The 25,092-nt window shown below is 47.4% G+C and carries 26 protein-coding genes, 1 other RNA gene and 1 other annotated feature; of the genes, 22 read left to right on the forward strand and 5 right to left on the reverse strand.

Translation table 11 applies throughout. From position 1 onward, the window contains the following. Window positions 1-7 precede the first annotated feature (7 nt). The 3 genes from aspS (at window position 8) to ACWJJ5_RS11760 (ending at window position 2,878) form a co-directional block, all read left to right on the forward strand. Window positions 8-1,786 carry an aspartate--tRNA ligase gene (gene aspS, locus ACWJJ5_RS11750; RefSeq protein ID WP_007408199.1) on the forward strand — a complete coding sequence of 593 codons (1,779 nt, stop codon included), beginning with the start codon at window positions 8-10 and terminating at the stop codon, window positions 1,784-1,786. Window positions 1,787-1,849: 63 nt separating this feature from the next. Further along, window positions 1,850-2,042, forward strand: a non-coding RNA gene (ssrS, locus tag ACWJJ5_RS11755) — 6S RNA. Between the two features lie 71 nt (window positions 2,043-2,113). Continuing rightward, window positions 2,114-2,878, forward strand: a complete 765-nt coding sequence (locus ACWJJ5_RS11760) for a tRNA threonylcarbamoyladenosine dehydratase (protein ID WP_003152728.1) — start codon at window positions 2,114-2,116, stop codon at window positions 2,876-2,878. A 75-nt stretch (window positions 2,879-2,953) separates the two neighbouring features. Here the strand turns inward: ACWJJ5_RS11760 and ACWJJ5_RS11765 are convergent, their stop codons facing one another. Beyond that, on the reverse strand, window positions 2,954-4,222 hold the full coding sequence (locus tag ACWJJ5_RS11765; RefSeq protein WP_003152729.1) for a replication-associated recombination protein A: 1,269 nt from the start codon (window positions 4,220-4,222) through the stop codon (window positions 2,954-2,956). A 194-nt stretch (window positions 4,223-4,416) separates the two neighbouring features. On the opposite strand from ACWJJ5_RS11765, the gene cymR reads away from it, so the two are divergent. The 8 genes from cymR (at window position 4,417) to ACWJJ5_RS11805 (ending at window position 11,182) form a co-directional block, all read left to right on the forward strand. After that, window positions 4,417-4,833, forward strand: coding sequence for a cysteine metabolism transcriptional regulator CymR (gene cymR / locus ACWJJ5_RS11770; protein WP_003152730.1), 417 nt, complete (start codon window positions 4,417-4,419; stop codon window positions 4,831-4,833). Window positions 4,834-4,851: 18 nt separating this feature from the next. Then, on the forward strand, window positions 4,852-5,991 hold the full coding sequence (locus ACWJJ5_RS11775; RefSeq protein WP_071391560.1) for a cysteine desulfurase family protein: 1,140 nt from the start codon (window positions 4,852-4,854) through the stop codon (window positions 5,989-5,991). Between the two features lie 36 nt (window positions 5,992-6,027). Beyond that, the gene (gene mnmA / locus ACWJJ5_RS11780) at window positions 6,028-7,143 is read left to right on the forward strand and encodes a tRNA 2-thiouridine(34) synthase MnmA (protein WP_058906210.1); all 1,116 of its coding nucleotides are present in this window, start codon (window positions 6,028-6,030) and stop codon (window positions 7,141-7,143) included. Window positions 7,144-7,230: 87 nt separating this feature from the next. Next, a complete protein-coding gene (locus ACWJJ5_RS11785) occupies window positions 7,231-7,851 on the forward strand; it encodes a tetratricopeptide repeat protein (RefSeq protein ID WP_088005508.1) in 621 nt (206 codons plus the stop codon). 18 nt (window positions 7,852-7,869) lie between these two features. Beyond that, the gene (gene recD2 / locus ACWJJ5_RS11790; protein WP_146277235.1) at window positions 7,870-10,248 is read left to right on the forward strand and encodes an SF1B family DNA helicase RecD2; all 2,379 of its coding nucleotides are present in this window, start codon (window positions 7,870-7,872) and stop codon (window positions 10,246-10,248) included. Between the two features lie 118 nt (window positions 10,249-10,366). Continuing rightward, on the forward strand, window positions 10,367-10,825 hold the full coding sequence (locus ACWJJ5_RS11795; protein WP_017418223.1) for a PRC-barrel domain-containing protein: 459 nt from the start codon (window positions 10,367-10,369) through the stop codon (window positions 10,823-10,825). 12 nt (window positions 10,826-10,837) lie between these two features. Next, the gene (locus ACWJJ5_RS11800; RefSeq protein WP_003152738.1) at window positions 10,838-11,029 is read left to right on the forward strand and encodes a hypothetical protein; all 192 of its coding nucleotides are present in this window, start codon (window positions 10,838-10,840) and stop codon (window positions 11,027-11,029) included. Window positions 11,030-11,050: 21 nt separating this feature from the next. Continuing rightward, window positions 11,051-11,182 carry a YrzQ family protein gene (locus tag ACWJJ5_RS11805; protein ID WP_003152741.1) on the forward strand — a complete coding sequence of 44 codons (132 nt, stop codon included), beginning with the start codon at window positions 11,051-11,053 and terminating at the stop codon, window positions 11,180-11,182. A gap of 35 nt (window positions 11,183-11,217) precedes the next feature. Here ACWJJ5_RS11805 and ACWJJ5_RS11810 read toward each other — a convergent pair whose 3' ends face one another. Genes ACWJJ5_RS11810 through ACWJJ5_RS11825 form a run of 4 tightly spaced genes read right to left on the reverse strand, consistent with a single transcriptional unit; the run spans window position 11,218 to window position 14,176 of the window. Further along, entirely contained in the window at window positions 11,218-11,874 is a 657-nt protein-coding gene (locus ACWJJ5_RS11810; protein WP_024085646.1) for an amino acid ABC transporter permease, read from the reverse strand. An 18-nt stretch (window positions 11,875-11,892) separates the two neighbouring features. After that, window positions 11,893-12,543 carry an amino acid ABC transporter permease gene (locus ACWJJ5_RS11815; RefSeq protein WP_146277231.1) on the reverse strand — a complete coding sequence of 217 codons (651 nt, stop codon included), beginning with the start codon at window positions 12,541-12,543 and terminating at the stop codon, window positions 11,893-11,895. Between the two features lie 56 nt (window positions 12,544-12,599). Then, window positions 12,600-13,427: a transporter substrate-binding domain-containing protein gene (locus ACWJJ5_RS11820; protein WP_454022424.1), complete on the reverse strand. Its 828-nt coding sequence runs from the start codon at window positions 13,425-13,427 to the stop codon at window positions 12,600-12,602. Between the two features lie 20 nt (window positions 13,428-13,447). Then, the gene (locus tag ACWJJ5_RS11825; protein WP_094247706.1) at window positions 13,448-14,176 is read right to left on the reverse strand and encodes an amino acid ABC transporter ATP-binding protein; all 729 of its coding nucleotides are present in this window, start codon (window positions 14,174-14,176) and stop codon (window positions 13,448-13,450) included. A gap of 218 nt (window positions 14,177-14,394) precedes the next feature. On the opposite strand from ACWJJ5_RS11825, the gene ACWJJ5_RS11830 reads away from it, so the two are divergent. The 11 genes from ACWJJ5_RS11830 (at window position 14,395) to greA (ending at window position 25,092) form a co-directional block, all read left to right on the forward strand. Continuing rightward, window positions 14,395-15,456, forward strand: a complete 1,062-nt coding sequence (locus ACWJJ5_RS11830; protein WP_454022425.1) for an AI-2E family transporter — start codon at window positions 14,395-14,397, stop codon at window positions 15,454-15,456. A gap of 43 nt (window positions 15,457-15,499) precedes the next feature. Continuing rightward, window positions 15,500-15,707: a binding site (T-box leader), on the forward strand. Window positions 15,708-15,787: 80 nt separating this feature from the next. Next, complete coding sequence (gene alaS, locus ACWJJ5_RS11835) at window positions 15,788-18,424, forward strand: alanine--tRNA ligase (RefSeq protein WP_454022426.1); 2,637 nt, start codon at window positions 15,788-15,790, stop codon at window positions 18,422-18,424. A gap of 84 nt (window positions 18,425-18,508) precedes the next feature. Further along, entirely contained in the window at window positions 18,509-18,775 is a 267-nt protein-coding gene (locus ACWJJ5_RS11840) for an IreB family regulatory phosphoprotein (RefSeq protein WP_012118070.1), read from the forward strand. A gap of 8 nt (window positions 18,776-18,783) precedes the next feature. Then, entirely contained in the window at window positions 18,784-19,200 is a 417-nt protein-coding gene (ruvX, locus tag ACWJJ5_RS11845; RefSeq protein ID WP_003152750.1) for a Holliday junction resolvase RuvX, read from the forward strand. 12 nt (window positions 19,201-19,212) lie between these two features. Beyond that, entirely contained in the window at window positions 19,213-19,494 is a 282-nt protein-coding gene (locus tag ACWJJ5_RS11850) for a DUF1292 domain-containing protein (protein ID WP_003152751.1), read from the forward strand. A 110-nt stretch (window positions 19,495-19,604) separates the two neighbouring features. After that, window positions 19,605-20,696: an endolytic transglycosylase MltG gene (gene mltG, locus ACWJJ5_RS11855; RefSeq protein WP_278071195.1), complete on the forward strand. Its 1,092-nt coding sequence runs from the start codon at window positions 19,605-19,607 to the stop codon at window positions 20,694-20,696. A 151-nt stretch (window positions 20,697-20,847) separates the two neighbouring features. Further along, window positions 20,848-21,501 carry an O-methyltransferase gene (locus tag ACWJJ5_RS11860; protein WP_003152755.1) on the forward strand — a complete coding sequence of 218 codons (654 nt, stop codon included), beginning with the start codon at window positions 20,848-20,850 and terminating at the stop codon, window positions 21,499-21,501. 6 nt (window positions 21,502-21,507) lie between these two features. Then, window positions 21,508-22,437, forward strand: coding sequence for a peptidase U32 family protein (locus tag ACWJJ5_RS11865; protein ID WP_003152757.1), 930 nt, complete (start codon window positions 21,508-21,510; stop codon window positions 22,435-22,437). Window positions 22,438-22,454: 17 nt separating this feature from the next. After that, window positions 22,455-23,723 carry a peptidase U32 family protein gene (locus tag ACWJJ5_RS11870; protein ID WP_003152759.1) on the forward strand — a complete coding sequence of 423 codons (1,269 nt, stop codon included), beginning with the start codon at window positions 22,455-22,457 and terminating at the stop codon, window positions 23,721-23,723. A gap of 6 nt (window positions 23,724-23,729) precedes the next feature. After that, on the forward strand, window positions 23,730-24,365 hold the full coding sequence (gene udk / locus ACWJJ5_RS11875) for a uridine kinase (protein WP_003152763.1): 636 nt from the start codon (window positions 23,730-23,732) through the stop codon (window positions 24,363-24,365). A gap of 253 nt (window positions 24,366-24,618) precedes the next feature. Further along, entirely contained in the window at window positions 24,619-25,092 is a 474-nt protein-coding gene (gene greA / locus ACWJJ5_RS11880) for a transcription elongation factor GreA (protein ID WP_003152766.1), read from the forward strand.

A 25,092-nucleotide genomic window follows, 5' to 3' on the forward strand; every position in this document is an offset into this window, starting at 1 on the left:
GAACGCTATGTTTGGAAGAACATATTATTGTGGCGAGATAACTGAAAAAGCGATTGGCGAAACCGTCAAACTGAAAGGGTGGGTGCAGAAACGGCGCGATCTCGGCGGCTTGATTTTCATTGATTTGCGGGACCGCTCGGGTATTGTGCAAGTCGTGTTCAACCCTGACGTATCGAAGGAAGCCCTTGCCGCAGCGGAAGCAATCAGAAACGAATATGTGCTTGATATCGAAGGCACGGTTTCTGCCCGTGAAGAAGGCACGGTGAATCCCAACCTGAAAACCGGTAAAATTGAAATCAAAGCTGAAGCGGTGACGGTGCTCAGTACGGCGAAAACGCCTCCGTTTCCGATCAGTGATCAGGCGGCTGATGTTTCTGAAGACGTCCGGTTAAAACACCGCTATTTGGATTTGCGCCGCCCGGCGATGTTTCAAACATTGCAAATGCGCCATCAAGTCACAAAATCCATCCGCCATTTCTTGGATGAAAACGGATTTCTTGATATTGAAACACCGATTTTAACAAAAAGCTCTCCCGAAGGCGCCCGTGATTACTTAGTGCCGAGCCGGGTGCATGAAGGAGAATTTTACGCCCTTCCGCAATCGCCGCAGATTTTTAAACAGCTTCTGATGGTGTCGGGCTTTGAACGGTATTATCAAGTGGCCCGCTGCTTCCGCGATGAAGACTTGCGTGCCGACCGCCAGCCGGAATTTACGCAGATTGATATTGAAATGTCCTTTATGAGTCAAGAGGACATCATGGCTCTGGCGGAAGAGATGATGGCGAAAGTCATGCTTGAAACAAAAGGTGTTGAAGTACCGCTTCCGCTTCCGAGAATGACATATGAAGAAGCGATGAACAGCTACGGTTCCGACAAGCCTGACACCCGCTTCGGCATGCTGCTGACGGACGTGTCAGACATAGTGAAAGATACTGAATTTAAGGTGTTCTCATCAGCCGTGGCAAACGGCGGCGTTGTAAAAGCGATCAATGTCAAAGGCGCTGCCGGCGACTATTCCAGAAAAGATATCGATGCGCTCGGCGTTTTTGCCGGAAATTACGGCGCGAAAGGTCTCGCTTGGGTGAAAGTTGAAGCTGACGGCGTAAAAGGCCCGATTGCGAAATTCTTTGATGAAGAGAAGCAGGCAAAACTGGCTGAAGCGCTTGATGCTTCTGAAGGCGATCTGCTCCTTTTCGGGGCTGATAAGTTTGAGGTTGTGGCTCAATCCCTCGGCGCGCTTCGCTTAAAGCTCGGCAAAGAACGCGGCCTGATTGACGAAAGCCTCTTCAACTTCCTGTGGGTTGTGGACTGGCCGTTACTGGAGCATGACGAGGAAGAAGGCCGTTTCTATGCGGCTCACCACCCGTTTACAATGCCTGTCCGTGAAGATCTTGACCTGATTGAAACGGCGCCTGAAGATATGAAAGCGCAGGCTTACGACCTTGTCTTAAACGGCTATGAACTCGGCGGAGGCTCAATCCGTATTTTTGAAAAAGACGTTCAGGAAAAAATGTTCGGGCTTCTCGGCTTTACAAAAGAAGAAGCGGAGGAGGAGTTCGGATACCTTCTTGAAGCCTTTGAATACGGCGCCCCTCCGCACGGCGGAATCGCGCTCGGCTTAGACCGTTTGGTTATGCTTCTTGCAGGCCGCACAAACTTAAGAGATACGATCGCTTTCCCGAAAACGGCAAGCGCAAGCTGCCTTCTTACGGAAGCGCCCGGCGAAGTGAGCGACGCCCAGCTTGAAGAACTTCACCTTTCTGTCAAAAGAAAAGTGAAACAGTAAAAGATCGGCAGTTTGTTTCTTGAAAATCAAAATCTGCTGTGATATGATTTTGACAAGTTAAATAAAGTCCTGATGTGTTAGTTGTACACCTAGTTTTGACCGAACATTTTTTTGATTTGGGAGCCCGCATTTTTAAATGGCGTACATGCCTCTTTTCATTCGCTAAAGAGGACTTACAAGATTTAAAAAAGGGCACCCACCTGCTGAGAGCGGGTTCAAAACGAAGGAAAGCTGCAACGGCACAATTGGGACTTTATTTTTTGTGCGCTAAAACCAGCGGCTTTTTGACAAGCCGAGTTTATAAAACCAGAATGTGGAGTGAGGTTCTTGTTACATCAGTTTTCCAGAAATGAGCTAGCGATTGGAAAAGAAGGGCTGGACACGTTAAAAAACAGCACGGTGGCCGTTCTCGGCGTCGGCGGAGTCGGTTCATTCGCAGCCGAAGCATTGGCGAGGTCCGGAGTGGGGCGGATCGTGCTTGTCGATAAAGATGATGTTGACATTACAAATGTAAACCGCCAGCTGCATGCGCTATTGTCGACGGTGGGACAGCCGAAAACAGAATTGATGAAAGAGCGGATCGCTGATATTAATCCGGATTGTGACGTCGTCGCCTTAAAAATGTTTTATACAGAAGAGACGTATGAGCAGTTCTTTGAGTATCCGCTTGATTACGTCATTGACGCGTCGGATACGATTCATTATAAAATTCATCTGATGAAAGAATGTCTGAAACGGAATGTTCCGCTAATTTCAAGCATGGGAGCGGCGAATAAAACAGACCCGACACGCTTTCAGATTGCTGACATTTCAAAAACCCATACTGATCCGATTGCCAAAGTCGTCCGCACAAGGCTTCGTAAAGAGGGCATTAAAAAAGGCGTACAGGTCATTTTTTCTGATGAAAGCCCGATCGTCATCCGTGAAGACGTCAGAAAAGAAGTCGGGAATGATGAAGCGAAAATCCGCAAAGCGCAAATGCCGCCGTCTTCCAACGCCTGGGTTCCGTCAGTGGCCGGTCTGATTATGGGCGGACATGTTGTCATGGAGCTCTTAAAGGACATCGACATTAAACGGGTTAAAGATAAGTAAAAAGAAAAACAGCCTTCTTCAGGAAAGGCTGTTTTTTTATTTGAATCCGCCGTTTACACGAAAGATCTTGTCCGGTTATTTTTTCTGCTTCATCAGTTTTTCATACACTTGCTTTATGGCGGCTTCAAATTTCCCCGTTTGTTTCGGTTTATAGTATTGCTTGTTTTTTAACGGATCGGGCAAATATTGCTGTTCGACCCATCCATTCTCGAAATCGTGAGGATATTGATAGCCGATCCCGCGTCCGAGCTCTTGGGCCCCTTTATAGTGGGCGTCTTTTAAATGTTTCGGCACATCGCCGATTTTACCAGTCCTGATGTCTTTGAGCGCCTCATCAACGGCTGAGATGGCGGAGTTTGATTTTGGCGAGAGGCATAATTCGATTACCGCATTGGCCAGCGGAATTCTCGCTTCCGGAAAGCCGATCCGTTCTGCGGTCTGAATCGCGCTCAGCACCCGGGGGCCTGCCTGCGGGCTTGCGAGGCCGATATCTTCATAGGCGATCACGAGAAGTCTTCTTGATATGCTTTCAAGGTCTCCGGCTTCGATCAGACGGGCCAGATAATGAAGGGCGGCGTTTGCATCCGAGCCCCGGATCGATTTTTGGAACGCGGATAAGACGTCATAATGCGCATCGCCGTTTTTATCATGGGTATAGCTTTTTTTCTGCAGACATTCTTCCGCCGTTTCCCGTGTAATCCGGATCGTGCCGTCGCTTGATTCCTTTGTGGAGAGCACGGCAAGCTCCAGTGCGTTCAAAGCGGAGCGGACGTCTCCTCCGCATCCTTGTGCGAAATGATCCATCGCGTCGTCGTCCACCGAAACGCTGTAGGAACCGAGTCCCCGGTGTTCATCTGTGAGCGCTCTTTTCAATGCCTGCTTGATCAGATCGGGTGTTAACGGTTCAAGCTCAAATATCTGGGTTCGGCTTCTGATGGCCGGGTTAATGGCATGATAAGGGTTGGCGGTCGTCGCGCCGATTAAAATAATCATGCCGTTTTCTAAATAGGGCAGCAGAAAATCCTGCTTTCCCTTATCAAGCCTGTGCACTTCATCAAGGATTAAAATGACCTGGCCTGACATTTTCGCTTCCTGTACGACAATCTCCATGTCTTTTTTATTATGAATGACGGCATTCAATTTCCTGAATGCGATGCTTGTCGATCCTGCGATCGCTGTGGCGATGGACGTTTTTCCGATGCCCGGCGGTCCGTACAGGATCATGGATGATAAGTGCTTCGCACGCACCATTCTGCCGATGATTTTATCTTCTTTGACCAAATGTTCCTGACCGATAATGTCTTCGATATTGGCAGGCCGCATCCGATACGCCAATGGTTTCATGAACATCTCTCCTTACATATACAGGGTAACGGAAAACGGCCGATTAGAAAAGCGAATTGCGGCGGGCCCCGTGTTTCAATGAAAATTAGGATAAGTTATGTTATAATAACAGTTGGTCTATAAGATACTAAACAGATTATTCATATCCATTTACTTGTATAAATTAACAATTAGAATTGACTGGGGTGTTCATATTGAAAATATCGACAAAGGGAAGATACGGGCTCACCATTATGATTGAATTGGCGAAAAAGCACGGAGACGGTCCGACGTCGCTCAAAAGCATCGCCCAAACAAACAGCCTTTCTGAGCATTACTTGGAACAGCTTGTATCACCGCTCAGAAACGCCGGACTCGTAAAAAGCATCAGAGGCGCTTACGGGGGTTACGTGCTCGGGGGCCAGCCTGAAGAGATAACGGCCGGAGATATTATCAGAGTGCTGGAAGGGCCGATCAGCCCGGTAGAAGTGCTTGAGGATGAAGAGCCTGCCAAGCGGGAGTTATGGATCCGCATCCGCGACGCTGTAAAAGACGTGCTGGACAGCACGACGTTAGAAGACCTTGCGAGCTACACGGACGGCGAGCAGGAAGCTTATATGTTCTATATTTAAACCAGAGGTGTAAAGACAATGGAACGGATTTATTTAGATCATGCCGCGACTTCCCCGATGGATGAACGTGTGCTCGAAGAAATGAAGCCCCATTTCTTCGGCAGTTTCGGCAACCCGTCAAGCATTCATTCATTCGGGAGAGAATCCCGGAAATGGGTCGATGAAGCGAGAGCGGACATCGCGCGCGAAATCAGTGCGAAAGAACAGGAAATTATTTTCACAAGCGGCGGCACGGAGGCTGATAATTTAGCGATTTTCGGAACGGCTGCCGCCCGGAAGAATGAAGGAAAGCATATCATTACGACCGCTGTTGAGCATCATGCTGTATTGCACGCCTGCGAAAAGCTGGAAGAAGACGGCTTTGAGGTGACATACCTCATCCCCGGCCCTTCAGGACGGATCAGTGCAAATCAGGTGAAAGAAGCGCTCCGTGATGATACAATCCTTGTTACCGTCATGTATGGCAATAACGAAGTCGGAACCATTCAGCCGATTGACGAAATCGGAGAGCTGTTAAGCGGGCACCAGGCCTATTTTCACACAGATGCCGTTCAGGCATTCGGTTATATGCCGATTGATGTGAAAAAAAGCAGAATTGACATGCTGTCTGTTTCCGGTCACAAGCTTAACGGGCCTAAAGGGACAGGCTTTTTATATGTAAATCAAGAGGTGAAGCTGTCACCGATTCTTCTTGGGGGAGAGCAGGAACGAAAGCGCCGCGCGGGGACGGAAAATGTACCGGGCATCGCCGGCTTAAAAGAAGCGGTCGTCCTTTCAAACCGTGAGAGGGAAGAGAAAACAGCGAAATATAAGGAGTTTAAGAACATCATCATGAGCACGCTGGAAGAAGCCGGCGTCACAGCGGAGGTGAACGGAGATGCCGAGAAATGCCTGCCTCATATTTTAAACCTTTACTTTCCCGGTGTGCCGGTGGAAGCGCTGCTGGTCAATCTTGACATGGAAGGCATTGCCGTCTCCAGCGGATCTGCTTGTACAGCGGGATCCGTTCTTCCGTCCCATGTGCTTACGGCCATGTTCGGAAGTGAGAGCGGCAGGCTGACTTCGTCAATCCGCCTCAGCTTCGGCCTCGGCAATACGGCGGAACAAATCGAAACAGCCGCCGAAAAGCTTGCCGCCGTCGTTAAACGGCTTGCTTAAAACGGCGGACTTACGTTTTTAATGGAGTGAATGCAAATGGAAAAACGGCCGGAGGATACAAGAGTCGTAGTCGGCATGTCCGGCGGCGTGGACTCTTCCGTGGCGGCCCTTCTGCTGAAGGAGCAGGGCTACGATGTAATCGGAATCTTTATGAAAAACTGGGATGATACGGACGAAAACGGTTTTTGCACGGCAACGGAAGATTATGAAGACGTCATCCGGGTCTGCAACCAGATCGGAATTCCGTATTATGCCGTCAATTTTGAGAAGCAATATTGGGAAAAGGTATTTCAATATTTCCTTGATGAATATAAAGCCGGAAGAACCCCCAATCCGGATGTCATGTGCAATAAAGAAATTAAGTTTAAGGCTTTCTTGGATCATGCTCTGTCACTCGGCGCGGATTATCTTGCGACGGGCCATTACGCCCGCGTGGATAGAAGCGCAGGTACAGTGCGCATGCTCCGCGGTCTGGATGAAAACAAGGACCAGACTTATTTTCTGAATCAGCTCAATCAGGAACAGCTCAGCAAAGTCATGTTCCCGATCGGTGATCTGCAAAAAAGCCGCGTGCGGGAAATCGCCAAAGAAGCGGAACTTGCGACAGCTGCGAAAAAAGACAGCACGGGAATCTGCTTTATCGGCGAACGCAACTTCAAAACGTTTCTCAGCCAATATCTCCCCGCTCAGCCGGGCGATATGATGACAATGGACGGAGAAATAAAAGGGCGTCATGACGGTCTGATGTATTATACAATCGGACAGCGCCACGGTCTTGGAATCGGCGGAAGCGGCGAGCCGTGGTTCGCCGTCGGTAAAGATCTTGAAAAAAACATTCTGTATGTTGATCAAGGATTCCATAATCCGCTTCTGTATTCCGATAAGATCACGGCGACAAATGTCAGCTGGACGCGTCCCGGTCTGATGGACAGCGGCGAAATGACATGCACGGCGAAATTCCGCTACCGTCAGGAAGATCACAAAGTAACGGTGAAAATGACGGGTGATGATGAAGCGGAAATCATTTTTGACGGGCAGGTACGCGCCGTTACGCCGGGACAAGCCGTCGTTTTTTATGACGGAGAAGAGTGCCTCGGCGGCGGAACGATAGATGACGTTTATAAAGACGGAACAAAACTGTGGTACGTATAACACATGTAAAAAACCTCAACTCGCATGTTGGGGTTTTTTAGCGAAAGGAAGTTAAAAATGGATTATAATAAAATCGGGATTGACGCCATGCAGGAGGGCGATTTTGAAAAAGCGGCAGAGGCTTTTACGAAAGCGATTGAGGAAAACGGCCAAGACCCGGTGCCGTACATCAACTTCGCAAATCTGCTTTCTTCTGTGAACGAACTCGAACGAGCGCTTGCATTCTATAACAGAGCGCTTGAATTGGACAATTCGGCGGCAGCCGCTTATTACGGTGCGGGAAACGTATATGTGATGAAAGAATCGTTTTCCGAAGCGAAGGATATGTTTGAAAAAGCGCTTCGCTCCGGAATGGAAAACGGAGATTTGTTTTATATGCTGGGGACCGTTCTCGTTAAATTAGAGCGGCCGAAGCTTGCACTGCCGTATTTGCAGCGTGCCGTTGAATTAAACGAAAATGACACGGAAGCGCGCTTCCAGTTCGGAATGTGTCTCGCAAATGAAGAAATGCTGGATGAAGCTCTTGCGCAGTTTGAGACGGTGATCGAGCAGGATCCGGGCCACGCGGACGCATTTTATAATGCCGGGGTCGCTTACGCGTACAAAGAAAATCGTGAAAAGGCGCTTGAGATGCTGGAAGGCGCAATCGGCATACAGCCTGATCATATGCTTGCGCTTCATGCGAAACAGCTTATCACCCAGTCATAACAAAAGGAGGGAAGGCTCGTGGATCAGCTGAACATCGAAGAACAGCCGTATGTAAAAGGCGTCATTCATACGGTCATTTATCATAATGACACCAACCTGTATACAGTGCTGAAAGTCAAGGTTGCAGAAACGTCTGAGGCGATCGAAGACAAGGTCGTATCCGTAACGGGCTACTTCCCTCTGCTGCAAGAAGATGAGACCTACACATTTTACGGAAAAACCGCCACGCATCCTAAGTTCGGCCTGCAATTTCAGGCTGAACACTTTAAAAAAGAAATTCCGACCACAAAAGAAGGGATCATTCACTATTTATCAAGTGATCTGTTTGAAGGAATCGGAAAAAAAACGGCGGAAGAAATCGTCAAAAAGCTTGGAGACGGCGCGCTCAATAAAATTCTGGCTGATGCATCGGTGCTTTATGATGTGCCGAAAATGTCAAAAAAGAAAGCGGATAAGCTTGCCGGAGAGCTGCAGCGGCATCAGGGTCTCGAGCAGATTATGATCTCTCTGAACCAATACGGTTTCGGGCCCCAGCTATCCATGAAAATATATCAGGCCTACGAAACGGAAACCTTGGAGAAAATTCAGGAAAATCCTTATCAGCTTGTAAAAGACGTTGAAGGCATCGGCTTTGTGAAAGCTGACGAGCTGGGCGGAAAAATGGGTCTGTCAGGAAACCACCCGGAGCGGATCAAAGCGGCTATCTTATATACAATTGAATCGACCTGTCTTTCAGAGGGCCATACGTACATAGAAACGAAGCAGCTGATTATCAATACGCAAACGCTTCTGAATCAGTCAGCTGAAGGCGGCCGGGTCACGGAAATGGATGCGGCTGACGGCATCATCGCCCTCGGGGAGAGTAAGGATATCGTCATCGAAGGAGAGCGCTGCTATTTTCCGTCCTTGTTTTACGCGGAACAAAACGTCGCAAAACGCGTGCTCGACATTGCGGCCCAGACGGAGTATGCCGATCAATTTCCTGAATCGGAATTTCTGCTTGCACTCGGTGAACTGGAAGAACGGATGAATGTTCAATACGCACCAAGCCAAAAGGATGCCATTCAAAAAGCGCTGTCTTCACCGATGCTTTTACTGACCGGAGGACCTGGAACGGGGAAAACGACCGTTATTAAAGGAATCGTGGAATTATACAGTGAACTGCACGGCGTATCCCTTGACCCCGGTGATTATAAAAAAGACGAGGCGTTTCCGGTGCTGCTTGCCGCGCCGACCGGAAGAGCCGCAAAACGAATGAGCGAATCTACGGGTCTGCCGGCTGTTACGATTCACAGGCTGCTTGGCTGGAATGGCGCTGAAGGCTTTACCTATAATGAAGATCAGCCGATTGAAGGAAAACTGATCATTATAGACGAAGCGAGTATGCTCGATATTTGGCTCGCCAGCCATTTGTTTAAGGCGCTTCCTAAGCACATTCAGCTCATTATAGTCGGTGATGAAGACCAGCTTCCTTCAGTAGGACCGGGGCAGGTGCTCAGAGACCTTTTGGCTTCTGAGGTGCTGCCGACCGTACGCCTGACAGATATTTACCGTCAGGCTGAAGGATCATCCATTGTGGAACTTGCCCATGATATGAAAAAAGGACTGCTTCCAAAGGGGCTGACCGCGCCGACAAAGGACCGCTCATTTATCCGCTGTAATTCTTCACAGATTAGAGAAGTCGTGGACCAGGTCGTCTCGAACGCGTTAAAAAAGGGGTATACCTCCAGAGATATTCAAGTGCTTGCCCCGATGTACAGGGGAAAAGCGGGAATTAACGAGCTGAACATGCTTCTTCAGGACATCATGAATCCGCCGAAAGAAAAAAGGCGGGAGCTGAAATTCGGGGATGTCGTCTACAGGACGGGCGATAAAATATTGCAGCTTGTCAACCAGCCGGAAAACAATGTGTTTAACGGCGATATCGGCGAAATCGTGTCCATTTTTTATGCCAAAGAAAATACGGAAAAAGAAGACATGGTCGTCGTCTCGTTTGACGGCAACGAGATCACCTTTACGAAAAAGGATTTCAGCCAGTTTACCCACGCGTACTGCTGTTCCATCCATAAGTCGCAGGGAAGCGAATTCCCGATTGTCGTCCTGCCTGTCGTCAAAGGCTACTATCGAATGCTCAGGAGAAATCTGCTTTATACCGCCATTACAAGAGCGAAAAAATTCCTGATTCTTTGCGGAGAAGAAGAAGCGCTTGAATGGGGCGTCAAAAACAATGATGCCACCGTCAGACAGACATCGCTTAAAAACAGGCTCACAGAGCAGACTGAAGAGATGGATGCAGAACTGGCCGCCCTGCAAAAAGAGCTGCCGTTCAGTGTATATGATGCGAACATCGGAATGGAAGGCATCACGCCTTTTGACTTTATGGAAGAAAAAGCGTAAATAAAACCCGGCGTATGTTTATGCGCCGGGTTTTCGCCTGTGGAAGTCATTTCAAAGTATGCTGCCCGGCTTCTTGGCAAAACCTATACGTGTTCAACAAAAGGTGGTTGATCACACTTTGAGAACATGCCATGCAGCTGAAGGACGAACAGTATATGACGAAAACACCGGGCGCAGTCTCGGAATGATATCGGATGTATGTTTCTCTCTGGACGGCCGGTTTCTCGGTTTCGTGCTGGAGCAGAAACGCTTGTTTCACAACCGCCATCTTTTTTTAGGGGCAAGTGATATAAAAGAGATGGATCAAGAAGCCGTAGCTGCCGGTCATGCTCATTTGCAGCCTTTGCCGAAGAGCTGTTTCACCTTTGAACAGATTAAAATGCAACCGGTGAAATCGCCTGATGGTGAAATGTTCGGTTTGCTGGAAGATGTATACTTTTGTTTGGACAGGGGCATAATCGTAGCATATGAACTCTCGGACGGCTTCTTTTCAGATCTGGCTGGCAGACGCCAAGTGCGCCGCGCCGCCGATACGCTTATTGAAGCGGGGAAAGAAGGCATCGTCCTGAACGGATAAGAGGTGTAGTCTGTGCTTGTATGTCCGAACTGCAAAAGTAAAGATATCGGCAAAATCGGCGTAAACCAATACTATTGCTGGGGCTGCTTCATTGAGCTGACGGTGGCCAAAGGCAAAATTGCGACACATCAAGTAGAGGAAGACGGCACGTTAAGCAGTCTTGATGATTTGTTTTCTGAAGACGAACGCAGTATCAATTTTTAAAGTTGAAAGGAGATACGCGCGATGGGCAGAACAATGACCTCTCTGTTGGCTTTAGGAGCTGGAGCCGTTATGTATCGTATGGCTTCTCAGTCCGATATGCTGAATAAAAAAGGTATGAAACGGATGAGAAGACGAGTCATGAAAATGTTTTAAGCGGAAAAAAGGATACTTCTCCGGAAGTATCCTTTTTACGTTTGTCTCGCTTCCAGCCGTCTGGCTGCGAGAGACAGGCTGTAATTGACCGCGAAATACATCAGGGCCGCCAGCAGAAAGATCGGGAAAAAATACCCCCCGTCAGCGCTTTGTCCGTTTAAAATCTGCGCGTTATGAATCAGTTCGGGCAGAGCGATGACGACCGCAAGTGACGTATCCTTTAATAAGGAGATAAACTGGCTCACAATCGGAGGAACCATACGCCTGAGCGCCTGCGGCATGACGACGAGAAAAAGAGTCTGCGTGTACGTCAGTCCTGAAGAACGCGCCGCTTCAATCTGTCCTTTGTCAACGGATTGCAAACCGCTTCTGATAATTTCTGACAGCATGGCCGATTCAAAAATCGTCAGCGCCGTGATGGCGGCAGCGGTAATTTCCAGTTTGATCCCGATTTCCGGAAGGGCAAAAAACGTAAAGAAAATGATTAATAACAGCGGCAGGTTGCGGATGGTTTCCACAATGGCCGCTATAATGCCCGAGACGATAGGAATGTTCGCATAGCGCAAAGTACCGGCGGCAAGCCCGAACATAAAACTCAGGACAATGGAGATCAGCGCAACATAAAGTGTGACCAAAAAGCCGTCCCATAAAAACAGCAGATGGTCAGGTGTATAGGCGCCGCTAAAATCCATGTTATTCACTCTCCTTCTCTAATAACTCTTTCCGAGACGTCTTTCCAAATAGTGAACCCCGATGCTGAGCGGGATCGTTAATATCAAATAAAAAAGCGCGACGAAAATATAGACATCAAACACGACAAGAGTGCTCGAGGACACGAGATCCGCCTGATACATCAAATCGAGTCCCGCCACCACTCCGAGTATTGATGAGTTTTTGACAAGGTTGAGAAATTGGTTTCCGAGCGGGGGAATGACGATTTTTACGGCCTGAGGAAGAATGATATATCTCATCGCCTGACTGTAGGTGAAGCCTGACGATCTGGCCGCTTCCATCTGCCCATTGGGGACAGTCTGAATTCCGGCTCTGATGGCTTCTGCGATAAAGGCGGACGTGTAAATCGTAAGCGCAATTGTTCCCGCCTGAAAGCCGTCCAGTCTCAGCCCGGCGTTCGGAAGTCCGAAATAAAAAACGAATGTGATGAGGAGAAGCGGGATGTTCCGGATAAATTCCACATACGCAGTGCCGATCCATTGAAGGGGTTTGAAAGCCGTGATTCTCATGACTGCGATCAGAACGCCCAGCGCAAAGCTGCCTGCCAGCGCGATGAAGCTCGCAAGCAATGTGTGCAGGAAACCGTCCATATACATATCGAAGTTTTCCGTTAAAATTGAAAAGTTCATCTATGTCACTCCTTATAAAACGGGGATGAGCATGCCTGCTCATCCCGCGGTCCGTCCTATTTTGCCGGTTCTTCTTTTATCCATTTTTTATAGATTTTTTCGTACCTGCCGTCGGCTTTCATTTTTTTCAAAGAGGCGTTGATTTCTTTGACAAGGCCGGATTGGCCTTTTTTGACGGCGATTCCGTAAGGTTCATCGGTGAAGGTTTCGCCCGTCAGCTGATATTGTTTATTTTCATCCGCCATGCCGTATAAAATCGCATTATCGGTTGTGAGCGCATCTCCCTGTCCCGCTTTAAGCGCAGTGAACGCTTCGGCGTAATTTTCAAATTCCAGCACTGAGGCGTCAGGCGCTTTTTCTCTGATGTTCTGTGAGGAAGTGGAGCCTTTTACCGCTAATACTTTTGAGCCTTTTCCCAGGTCTTCGGTGCTTTTGATGCTGCTTCCTTTTTTGACGAGCAGGGATTGCCCGGCTTCAAAATAAACATCTGAGAAATCAACTTCTTTTTTCCGCTCATCCGTTATCGTCATCGTGGCGGTGATGGCGTCGATATCGCCGTTTTGCAGCATCGGAATTCTCGTTTTTGACGTCACTTCTTTAAATTCCGCTTTCTTCTCATCCCCCAGAATATCTTTTGCGAGCTGTTTTGAGATATCAATATCGAAGCCTTCAATATCACCGGAGCTTGGGTTTTTCAGCCCGAATAACCTCGTGTCGGTTTTGACGCCGAAGATGATTTTGTCTCTGTCTTTAATAGAGGCTAACGTGTCTTTTCCCGTTCCTTTTGAATCCCAGGACGTTTCTTTCCCTCCGCAGGCTGCCAGCATAAAGACGGCCAGCAGTGATATCAATCCGAATGACAACCATTTTGTTACGCGTGACATAAGCGCTCCTCCGTTTCTTTTCAGTGATTTAAAATACGGCTTAAGAATAAACGCGCCCTCTCTTCACGGGGGCTTTCGTAAAATTCAGCCGGTGCAGCTTCTTCTAAGATGGATCCGCCGTCGATAAACACGATGCGGTCCGCCACTTCTTTTGCGAATCCCATTTCATGTGTGACGACTGCCATGGTCATGCCTTCCTTTGCAAGTGTTTTCATGACATCCAGCACTTCCCCGATCATTTCCGGATCAAGCGCGGATGTGGGTTCATCAAACAGCATAATTTCGGGCTTCATCGCAAGCCCCCTGGCGATGGCGACACGCTGCTGCTGGCCGCCGGAAAGCTGTGAAGGATAAGCGTCCGCTTTGTCCGGTATACCGACTTTTTTCAAATAGTATAAAGCCGTTTCCTTTGCTTCTTCTTTTGATTGCTTGAGCACTTTGATCGGTGCGAGCATGATGTTTTGCAGAACGGTTTTGTGCGGGTACAGATGAAAATGCTGAAACACCATGCCGATATTCCGGCGGACCTGATTGATATCCGTTTTCTTGTCATGGATGGAGACGCCGTTTACCGTTAAGGCGCCTCCATCAACTGTTTCCATCTGATTAATGCAGCGGAGAAGCGTGCTTTTTCCCGATCCTGAAGGTCCGATGATAACGACGACTTCCCCTTTTTTAATGTGCAGATTAATGTTTTTCAGCACGTGGAAATGTCCGTAGTGCTTATTTACATCCTGAAATGAAATCATGGCCATCCTCCTTAAAAAACATGAGTCATATTGACTGGACAGTTTTGAAATCCTTTAACACATTACGATGGTTATACAGACTTTTATGAATATTAGTTAGATTATTTCGTAATTTCTGATAATTATTTCCGTCAAGAGGTCTGCGTCATAAGGCGGAGTTTATGAAACGGGAATAATTCCGGCTTTCTGTCAAAAGATAAAGCAAGAGGTGAAACGTCATGCTTCAAAAACCGCTGCAGCTCTTAATGTGGACGGCTGTATGTCTGCTCGTTTTGTTAACAGTGTATGTCTTTTGCATGCTCGATATGTTATGGTCTCCCATTTGGCTTGTTATAAAATCTCTCTTTATTCCTATATTCATCGCAGTATTTATTGCTTATCTTTTACTTCCGATTACTGAATGGCTTCATAGAAAAGGGATGCCTAGAACTTTAAGCCTGCTTCTGATTTATTGCCTGTTTTTCGGCGGAATCGGCTGGGGGGTTTATAAAGGGGTTCCTGTTTTAATTGAACAGCTGCAGGATCTGTCTGAGAGCATTCCCGGTCTGGCCGAAAACTACAACAGCATGCTGAGGCATCTGCATAATCACACGGATCATTGGCCTGACGGCATGCACCATCGGATGGACAAAATGATTCAGCAGACAGAAACGTTTCTTGCCGGCACGATTGAAAGCACGATCAGAAGCATCCGTTTCATGCTTGATTATATCCTGATCGCGGCGACGATTCCTTTTCTCGTGTTCTATATGGTGAAGGATATAGACGTTATGAAAAAGACGGTCTGGTATTTGACGCCGAAATCCTGGAGAAAAAGGGGGAGTGAATTTCTGCGGGATGTGGACGACTCTCTCGGTGATTACATCCGCGGTCAGCTTCTCGTTTGTTTTTTGCTCGGGTTCATAGCCGGCGTTTCATTTTGGCTGTTCGGGCTTCCTTACCCGCTGATTTTGGGCCTTGCCATCGGGATTACGAATGTCATCCCGTATTTCGGTCCGTTTATCGGCGCTGTGCCGGCGCTGCTCCTTTCGCTGGCGATTTCCTCCAAGGCTGTGATCATCGTAATCGTCACGATTTTTATTCTTCAATTTATAGAAGGAAACATTTTGAGCCCGCTCATTGTCGGGCGAAGTCTCAGGATGCACCCCGTCGTGATCATGCTTGCGCTTCTTGCCGGAGGGGAGCTCGCGGGCATTCCCGGCATGATTCTCGCTGTTCCGGCGGCAGCCGTTTTAAAAGTGACGGCCATTCACTTTTTGCGGATCAGGACGGAACATTGACATTCGGGTTCTGCTTGTCTATAATTTCGAGTAGAATACATACGAATCTCGAGTGACGGATATGAGTACGCCGAAGCCCTGTTTAAGAGAGAAGCTCCGATACGCTGAAAGGAGCTTCAGCAGAAGATCGGCCGAAGCTAATCCTGAGTGCAGTTAAAGGCTGCCGCAATCCTGCGTTACGGGATGAAAGGTGACAGGCCTTTTTCGGCCTGTAATCAGGGTGGTACCGCGAGACAGCTCTCGTCCCTGTGTGAACGCATGGTTTGCATAGGGAGAGAGCTTTTTTGCTGTCGCAAAAGAGAATTTCGGGTAGTGATAAGGAGGAATATAGATGAAACACTTAACTTCTGCTGAAGTGCGTCAAATGTTTTTAGATTTCTTTAAAGAAAAAGGCCATGCCGTTGAACCGAGCGCCTCATTGGTTCCGCATGAAGATCCGTCTTTATTATGGATCAACAGCGGCGTTGCGACGCTGAAAAAATACTTTGACGGCCGCGTTGTGCCGGAGAATCCGAGAATTGTAAACGCGCAAAAATCAATCCGCACAAATGATATTGAAAATGTGGGGAAAACGGCGCGCCACCACACGTTCTTTGAGATGCTCGGAAATTTTTCCATCGGTGATTATTTTAAAGAAGAAGCCATCACGTGGGCTTGGGAGTTTTTAACGAGCGAAAAGTGGATCGGCTTTGATCCGGAGCTGCTGTCTGTAACGGTTCACCCTGAGGATGAAGAAGCTTATACGCTATGGGCGGAAAAAATCGGCGTTCCGGAAGAAAGAATCATCCGTCTGGAAGGGAACTTCTGGGATATCGGCGAAGGCCCGAGCGGACCGAATACAGAAATTTTCTATGACCGCGGCGAGAAATACGGCAATGATCTGTCAGATTCTGAATTGTATCCGGGCGGCGAAAATGACCGCTATCTTGAAGTGTGGAACCTGGTATTCTCAGAGTTCAACCACAACCCGGACGGCACGTACACACCGCTTCCGAAGAAAAACATTGATACGGGCATGGGGCTTGAACGGATGGTCTCCGTGATTCAGGACGTCCCGACAAACTTTGACACTGATTTGTTTATGCCGATTATTGAAGCAACAGAGCGTATTTCCGGAGATACTTACGGAAAGGATGCAGTGAAGGATACGGCCTTTAAAGTGATCGCCGATCATATCAGAACGGTCGCATTTGCGGTAAGCGACGGAGCTCTGCCGTCAAATGAAGGGCGCGGGTATGTACTGAGACGCCTCTTGCGCCGGGCGGTGCGATACGCGAAAACCATCGGTATCAGCCGTCCGTTTATGTACGAGCTGGTTCCGACTGTTGCAGGAATTATGGACGCTTTCTATCCGGAGGTGAAAGAAAAGCAAGAGTTTATCGCCAAAGTCATCAAAACGGAGGAAGAGCGCTTCCATGAAACATTAAACGAAGGTCTGGCCATTTTATCCGACGTGATAAAGAAAGAGAAGGAAAAAGGCAGCGGCATCATCTCCGGACAAGACGTATTCAAACTGTACGATACATACGGATTCCCGGTTGAATTGACGGAGGAATACGCGGAAGATGAGCAAATGAAGGTTGACCATAAAGGCTTTGAAGCCGAAATGGAAAAACAGCGTGAACGGGCGAGAAATGCGCGCCAAGATGTAGGAAGCATGCAGGTGCAGGGCGGCGCATTGCGCGACATTACTGCAGAAAGCACGTTTGTCGGCTACAATTCCGTAAAAGCTGAAGCGAAGGTAATCGAGCTTCTTCATGACGGTCAATTAATCAGCGAGGCGCAGGAAGGGGATACCGTCCAAATCCTTCTCGACAAAACGCCTTTCTATGCTGAAAGCGGCGGACAGATCGGTGACAGAGGAGTGCTGAGAAGCGAGCAGGCTGTCGTAACCATTAAGGACGTGAAAAAAGCTCCGAACGGTCAGCATGTACACGAAGGCACGGTGGATAGCGGCACGATTCAAAAAGGCGCAAGCGTGACGGCTGAAGTTGAAGATCAAATGAGAAGCGGCGTGGTGAAAAACCATACAGCAACCCACCTTCTGCACCAGGCGCTGAAAGACGTTCTCGGCACACATGTCAACCAAGCGGGTTCACTCGTTACCGAAAATCGTCTGCGTTTTGACTTCTCTCATTTCGGTCAAGTGACAAAAGAAGAACTTGAACGCATTGAAGGAATCGTCAACGAAAAAATCTGGGAGAGCATTCCGGTAGCGATTGATTTGAAACCGATCAATGAAGCGAAAGAAATGGGCGCGATGGCCCTGTTCGGCGAGAAATACGGCGATATCGTCCGCGTCGTACAAGTCGGAGATTACAGCCTTGAGCTTTGCGGCGGATGCCATGTCACGAATACGGCTGAAATCGGTCTGTTTAAAATCGTATCCGAATCAGGGATCGGCGCAGGTACGCGAAGAATCGAAGCCGTAACAGGAAAAGGCGCTTATCAGGAAATGAACAGCCAGCTCAGCCTTCTGCAGCACGCTGCGGACGAGCTGAAATCAAACGTAAAAGACGTACCGAAGCGAATTCAGTCTCTTCAAGCAGAGCTGAAGGAAGCGCAAAGAGAAAATGAATCATTGCTCAGCAAACTTGGCAATGTGGAAGCCGGAGCTATTCTGTCTAAAGTAAAAGACATCGGCGGCGTAAAAGTGCTGGCTGAAAAAGTAAATGCGAAAGACATGAACCACCTTCGCACTATGGTGGATGATCTGAAAGCGAAGCTCGGTTCTGCGGTCATCATTCTCGGCGCCGTGCAAAACGAGAAAGTCAACCTTTCAGCAGGCGTGACGAAAGACCTGATCGAAAAAGGCCTTCACGCCGGCAAAATGGTCAAACAAGCGGCTGAAGTCTGCGGAGGCGGAGGCGGAGGCCGTCCGGACATGGCGCAGGCCGGCGGAAAGCAGCCTGAAAAATTGGAAGAGGCGCTCGCATCTGCGGAAGATTGGATAAAATCCGTTTTATAATCCTTTCAACTAGTGTAGAATGATGATAAGATGAGGACCTCAGGCTGAACTTTGCCTGCGAATTTGGGAAAGAGGTGCAAAACGGTGAGCTCGTTTGATAAAACGATGAAATTTAATTTCTCCGATGATTCTGCTGAAACAAACGTCGAAGAAGTGCTGAATACGGTATATGATGCGCTTCAGGAAAAGGGGTACAATCCTATCAACCAGATTGTCGGATACTTGCTGTCTGGAGATCCTGCATACATTCCTAGGCATCGCGACGCCCGGAACTTAATTCGCAAACTGGAACGTGACGAATTAATCGAGGAATTGGTAAAATCCTATCTAGAACAGCATAAAGAGGCGTAAATACATTCATGAGAATATTGGGACTTGATCTTGGTACGAAAACACTCGGCGTAGCTTTAAGCGATGAAATGGGCTGGACCGCTCAAGGCATTGAGACGATAAAAATAAACGAGGCTGAAGGAGATTACGGTCTGGACCGTTTATCCGAGCTGATGAAAGACTATAATGTAGAGAAGATCGTGCTCGGTTTTCCGAAAAACATGAACGGGACGATCGGTCCGAGAGGCGAAGCCAGCCAAACATTTGCGAAACTGCTTGAAACAGCGTACAATGTCCCTGTTGTGCTGTGGGACGAGCGTCTGACGACGATGGCGGCTGAAAAAATGCTGATCGCGGCTGACGTCAGCAGGCAAAAACGAAAAAAAGTCATTGATAAAATGGCGGCTGTCATGATCCTTCAAGGATATCTGGACAGTTTAAACTAAGAGGTGAAAGAAATGGAACACGGCGAAAAACACATTACAATTGTCGATGATCAAGGCAACGAACAGCTTTGCGAAGTGCTGTTCACATTTGAAAACGACACATTCAACAAATCTTACGTACTTTATTATCCGATTGATGCTCAAGACGATGATGAAATCGAAATTCACGCTTCAAGCTTCGAACCGAACGAAAACGGTGAAGACGGCGAACTGATGCCGATTGAAACTGATGAAGAGTGGGAAATGATCGAAGAAACGCTGAACACGTTTTTAGCGGAAGAAGACGAAGAATAAAATGAACAGAAAAAGCCGGAGCGCATATGTGCTTCGGCTTTTTTTTGTAATAAATTGCCGAATGCACATGAATCATGTAGTATAAGAGCTGTTGGGAGGAAAATACTTGTATGAATATCAATCAGACTAAAAATTCATTTCCGCGTAAAAACAAAAAAACAACGATAATACTGTCCTCCGTGATTGCTCTGCTTATCATCATTTGCGGTGCTTTTTTCTATGGAAAATCTCTGCTGTCTCCGGTTGACAAAGGCAGCAAAACGGCAGTCAATATTAATATTCCTAGCGGTTCTTCCGTTTCGGCAATCGCTGAAATTCTTGAGGATCAGCATGTCATCAAAAGCAAAAAAGCATTTCAGCTGTATGTGAAGTATAAAGGCACTTCCGGGTTTCAGGCGGGATTTTACCACCTGAATAAAGGAATGGATGCGGATGCGATTATCAAAAAACTGACCGCGGGATCAACGGGATATGCCTTTCAGATCTCCGTTCCTGAAGGAAAACAGCTTACACAGATTGCGGATGCGATCGCAAAAGAAACATCATATTCAAAAGAAGAGATTATGGCGAAACTGGATGACAAAACATTCATCGGCAAACTGAAAAAACAGTTTCCTGATACAATAACGGACGCACTTTCAAACAAGAAGCTCAAGCATCCGCTCGAAGGCTATCTGTATCCGGCCACATATCCGTTTAATGATCCGGATGCATCGCTTGACACGATTTTGACGGCAATGGTTCAGGAAACAAACACCCGTATCGAAACGTATAAATCTGAACTGGAAAAAAAGAAACTTTCCGTCCATAACGCGCTGACGATGGCATCGCTTATTGAAGAAGAAGCCACCGCCAAAGCCGACCGTCACAAAATCGCCAGCGTTTTTTACAACAGGCTTGCAGAAAAAATGCCGCTGCAGACTGACCCGACGGTATTATATGCGGCCGGTAAGCATAAAAGCCGGGTCTACTACAAAGACCTGAAAATTGATTCTCCGTTTAATACGTATAAACATAAGGGGCTGCCGCCGGGACCGATTGCAAATGCCGGCGATTCATCATGGGAAGCGGCTCTCCGCCCTGACAAAACGGATTATCTCTATTTCCTTGCAAAATCAAACGGCGAGGTCGTTTTCACCAAAACATTAAAAGACCATAATAAAGCGAAGGAAAAGTATATTTCCAAAAAAGACAGCGAATAAAAGGAGGGCAAAAGCTCTCCTTTTATTCCATTCTGAAAGGTTTTATGATAAAATATATCGGGTTGTTTACTTATGGATAAAGAAGTGTCTTAAGAGAGTGTCCCCGCGGATTCGTCAGGGGCACTCCTTTTTAGAACGGAGGCTGTTTGCCGTGAATGATCGGTATGAACAAATAAACGAGTATATAAACGCGATGCTGAAGCCTCGGCCTGATAAAGTAAAAAAGCTTGAAGCCTATGCAAAAGAGCACCATGTTCCGATTATGGAAGAAGCGGGTATTGAAGTGCTGCTTCAAATGCTGTCGATTCAACAGGCGAAAAACATTTTGGAAATCGGCGCGGCAATCGGATATTCCGCCATACGGATGGCGCTTGAGCTTCCGGATGCGAATATTTACACGATTGAACGGGACGACAAACGCTATGAAGAAGCTGTGAACAATATAAAAGACTTTGAAATGGAAAAACGGATTCACGTAATGCACGGGGATGCGCTGGAACTTTCTGAGTCTGTCCGTGTCACGGCTCCTTATGATGCCATTTTTATCGACGCGGCCAAAGGCCAGTACACGAACTTTTTTGAGCTCTATGAACCGATGCTTGCGCCGGATGGAGTCATTTTTACGGACAATGTTCTGTTTAAAGGACTGGTGGCACAAAATCACTCGGACATTGAGCCGAAAAGAAGACGGAAGCTTGTTGAAAAAATTGATCAATATAACCAATGGCTGATGAACCGGCCTGACTATCAAACGGTCATACTGCCGGTCGGAGACGGCATCGCCATCAGTAAAAAGAAGAGGTGAATGATCATGAAAAAACCTGAACTTTTGGTGACTCCGACTTCTGTACAGGATATTCTTCCGCTCATTCAAGCGGGCGCAACGGCCCTGTTAGTCGGAGAACAGAGATACGGCCTGAGACTGGCCGGTGAATTTTCAAGAGAAGATATAAAAGAAGCCGTAAAGACAGCTCATCAGGAAGGCGCGAAAGTGTACGCCGCCGTCAATGCTATTTTTCACAACGAAAAAGTGGACGAGCTGAACGGCTATCTTGCCTTTTTGCAGGAGGCCGGCGTTGATGCGGCTGTTTTCGGTGATCCGGCCGTTTTAATGGCGGCGCGTGAAGCGGCTCCCGATCTCAAACTGCACTGGAGCACGGAAACAACGGGTACCAACTACTATTCCTGCAATTACTGGGGACGCAAAGGCGCACGGCGGGCAGTGCTGGCTAAGGAATTAAATATGGACAGCATCATTGACATAAAAGAGAACGCCGAAGTGGAAATTGAAATTCAAATCCACGGCATGACGTGCATGTTCCAATCGAAGCGTTCACTAGTGGGCCATTACTTCGAATACCAGGGAAAAGTCATGGACATCGAACAGAAGAAAAAAGAAGCGGGAATGTTTCTGCATGACAAGGAACGGGGCAATAAATACCCGATTTTTGAAGATGAAAACGGCACGCACATCATGAGCCCGAACGATGTGTGCATGATTGATGAATTAGAGGACCTGATGGACGCCGGCATCGATTCTTTCAAAATCGACGGAGTTTTGAAGTCTCCTGAATACTTAACTGAAGTGACCCGCATGTACAGAGAAGCAATCGATCTGTGCTTCGAAAGCCGAGAGACATACGAAGAGAAAAAAGAGAGCTGGATAGAGCGGATTGAAAGCATTCAGCCTGTGAACAGAAGCATCGACACAGGATTCTTCTTTAAAGAAACGGTCTATTAAAAAGGAGGGTGCAACGGATGACAGCCGTAAATCAAACCATTTCCAAAGTCGTAAACGGAAAACGCGTCATTACGAAAAAACCTGAACTCCTTGCTCCGGCAGGAAACCTTGAAAAATTAAAAATTGCTGTTCATTACGGAGCGGACGCGGTTTTTATCGGAGGACAGGAATACGGACTCCGCTCAAATGCGGATAACTTCTCAATAGAAGAAATCGCAGAGGGCGTAGAATTTGCCAAAAAATACGGGGCAAAAATATATGTGACAACAAACATTTTCGCCCATAATGAAAATATGGACGGTCTGGAAGAATACTTAAAAGCGTTGGGAGACGCAAAAGTTGCCGGAATTATCGTCGCTGATCCGCTGATTATTGAAACATGCCGGAGAGTGGCCCCAGACGTAGAAATTCACCTCAGCACACAGCAGTCCCTTTCCAACTGGAAAGCGGTGCAGTTCTGGAAAGAAGAAGGGCTTGACCGCGTGGTGCTTGCCCGTGAAACGAGCGGACTGGAAATTAAAGAAATGAAGGAAAAGGTGGATATTGAAATCGAAACCTTTATCCACGGCGCTATGTGTATCGCTTATTCAGGACGATGCGTGCTGAGCAATCACATGACAGCCCGGGATTCCAACCGCGGCGGCTGCTGTCAGTCCTGCCGCTGGGATTATGACCTGTATCAGACAGACGGTGCAAACGCGGTCGCGCTCTATGACGAAGAAGACGCTCCGTTTGCGATGAGCCCGAAAGATTTAAAATTGATTGAATCCATTCCGCAAATGATCGAGATGGGTATCGACAGCCTGAAAATTGAAGGCCGGATGAAATCGATTCATTACGTTGCGACGGTTGTCAGCGTGTATCGCAAAGTCATCGACGCATACTGCGCTGATCCTGAAAACTTTGTCATTCAAAAAGAATGGCTGGATGAGCTGGACAAATGTGCAAACCGGGATACCGCGCCTGCTTTCTTTGAAGGCACGCCCGGGTATGAAGAGCAGATGTTCGGCGAACACGGAAAGAAAACAACATTTGATTTTGCCGGTCTCGTGCTCGCGTATAACGAGGAAACTCAAATGGTGACGCTCCAGCAGCGCAATTTCTTTAAACAAGGTGACGAAGTGGAATTTTTCGGTCCTGAAATCGACAATTTCACATTCACAATCGGCACTATTTGGGACGAAGACGGAAACGAGCTTGATGCTGCCCGCCATCCCCTGCAAATCGTTACATTTAAAGTAGACAAAAAGATTTATCCGAGCAACATGATGAGAAAGGGGAAGTAATCACCAATGGGTAAGAGTCCTGTAGTTATAGGCATCGCAGGAGGGTCCGGATCAGGAAAAACAAGCGTCACCCGTTCCATCTATGAACAGTTTAAAGGACACTCGATTTTAATGATCCAGCAAGACCTTTATTATAAAGACCAAAGCCATCTTCCGTTTGAAGAAAGGCTGAACACAAACTATGATCACCCGCTCGCATTTGATAATGACTATTTAATCGAGCATATTCAAGAGCTTTTGAATTACCGGCCGATAGAAAAGCCGATTTATGATTATAAACTGCATACGCGTTCTGAGGAAACCATTCCGGTTGAGCCGAAGGATGTCATTATTCTGGAAGGCATTCTCGTCCTCGAAGATAAAAGACTTCGCGACCTCATGGATATGAAACTTTATGTCGACACGGACGCGGATCTCCGTATCATCAGACGGATTATGAGAGATATTAACGAAAGAGGCCGTTCAATCGATTCTGTCATTGAGCAGTATGTGTCCGTCGTCAGACCGATGCACAATCAGTTTGTTGAACCGACGAAACGCTACGCGGACATCATTATTCCGGAAGGCGGACAAAACCACGTCGCAATTGATCTGATGGTCACGAAGATTCAAACGATCCTTGAACAAAATGCAATTTTGTAATACCATAGCATAGACATAAATAACTCAGACCATATTATGTATAGGCTGGAAGGGAATGAGACAGTTCCCTTCTTTCCCTGTTTATAAACCGAAACATTTGCAGAAAACACACATTCAGTTTAAGATAAACAGTACCTATATGGGAGAGAAGAACGAGGACTGCCCTGTGTTCTCATTCTTGATTTTTTCGTTTATGCTCTCATACATAATCACACGTTATTGTTGAGGGACAACCACCAAGGAGTGAAGGAACATGGCACAAGAAAAAGTTTTTCCGATGACTCACGAAGGAAAACAAAAACTTGAACAAGAATTAGAGCAATTGAAAACGGTTAAACGTAAAGAAGTAGTAGAACGCATTAAAATCGCAAGAAGCTTCGGAGATCTGTCAGAGAACTCTGAGTATGATTCCGCAAAAGAAGAACAGGCATTTGTGGAAGGGCGCATCACGACGCTTGAAAACATGATCCGCAATGCGAAAATCATCGAGGATGACGGCGGTTCAAATGTAGTCGGTTTGGGAAAAACCGTATCATTCATCGAATTGCCCGACGGTGAAGAAGAATCTTACACGATTGTCGGAAGCGCTGAAGCTGATCCGTTTGAAGGAAAAATCTCAAACGACTCGCCAATCGCAAAAAGCCTGCTCGGCAGAAAAGTGGACGAAGAAGTGACAGTTCAGACGCCGGGCGGAGAAATGCTCGTGAAAATTGTGAAAATTTCATAA

Source organism: Bacillus sp. JK74, from assembly GCF_053663395.1.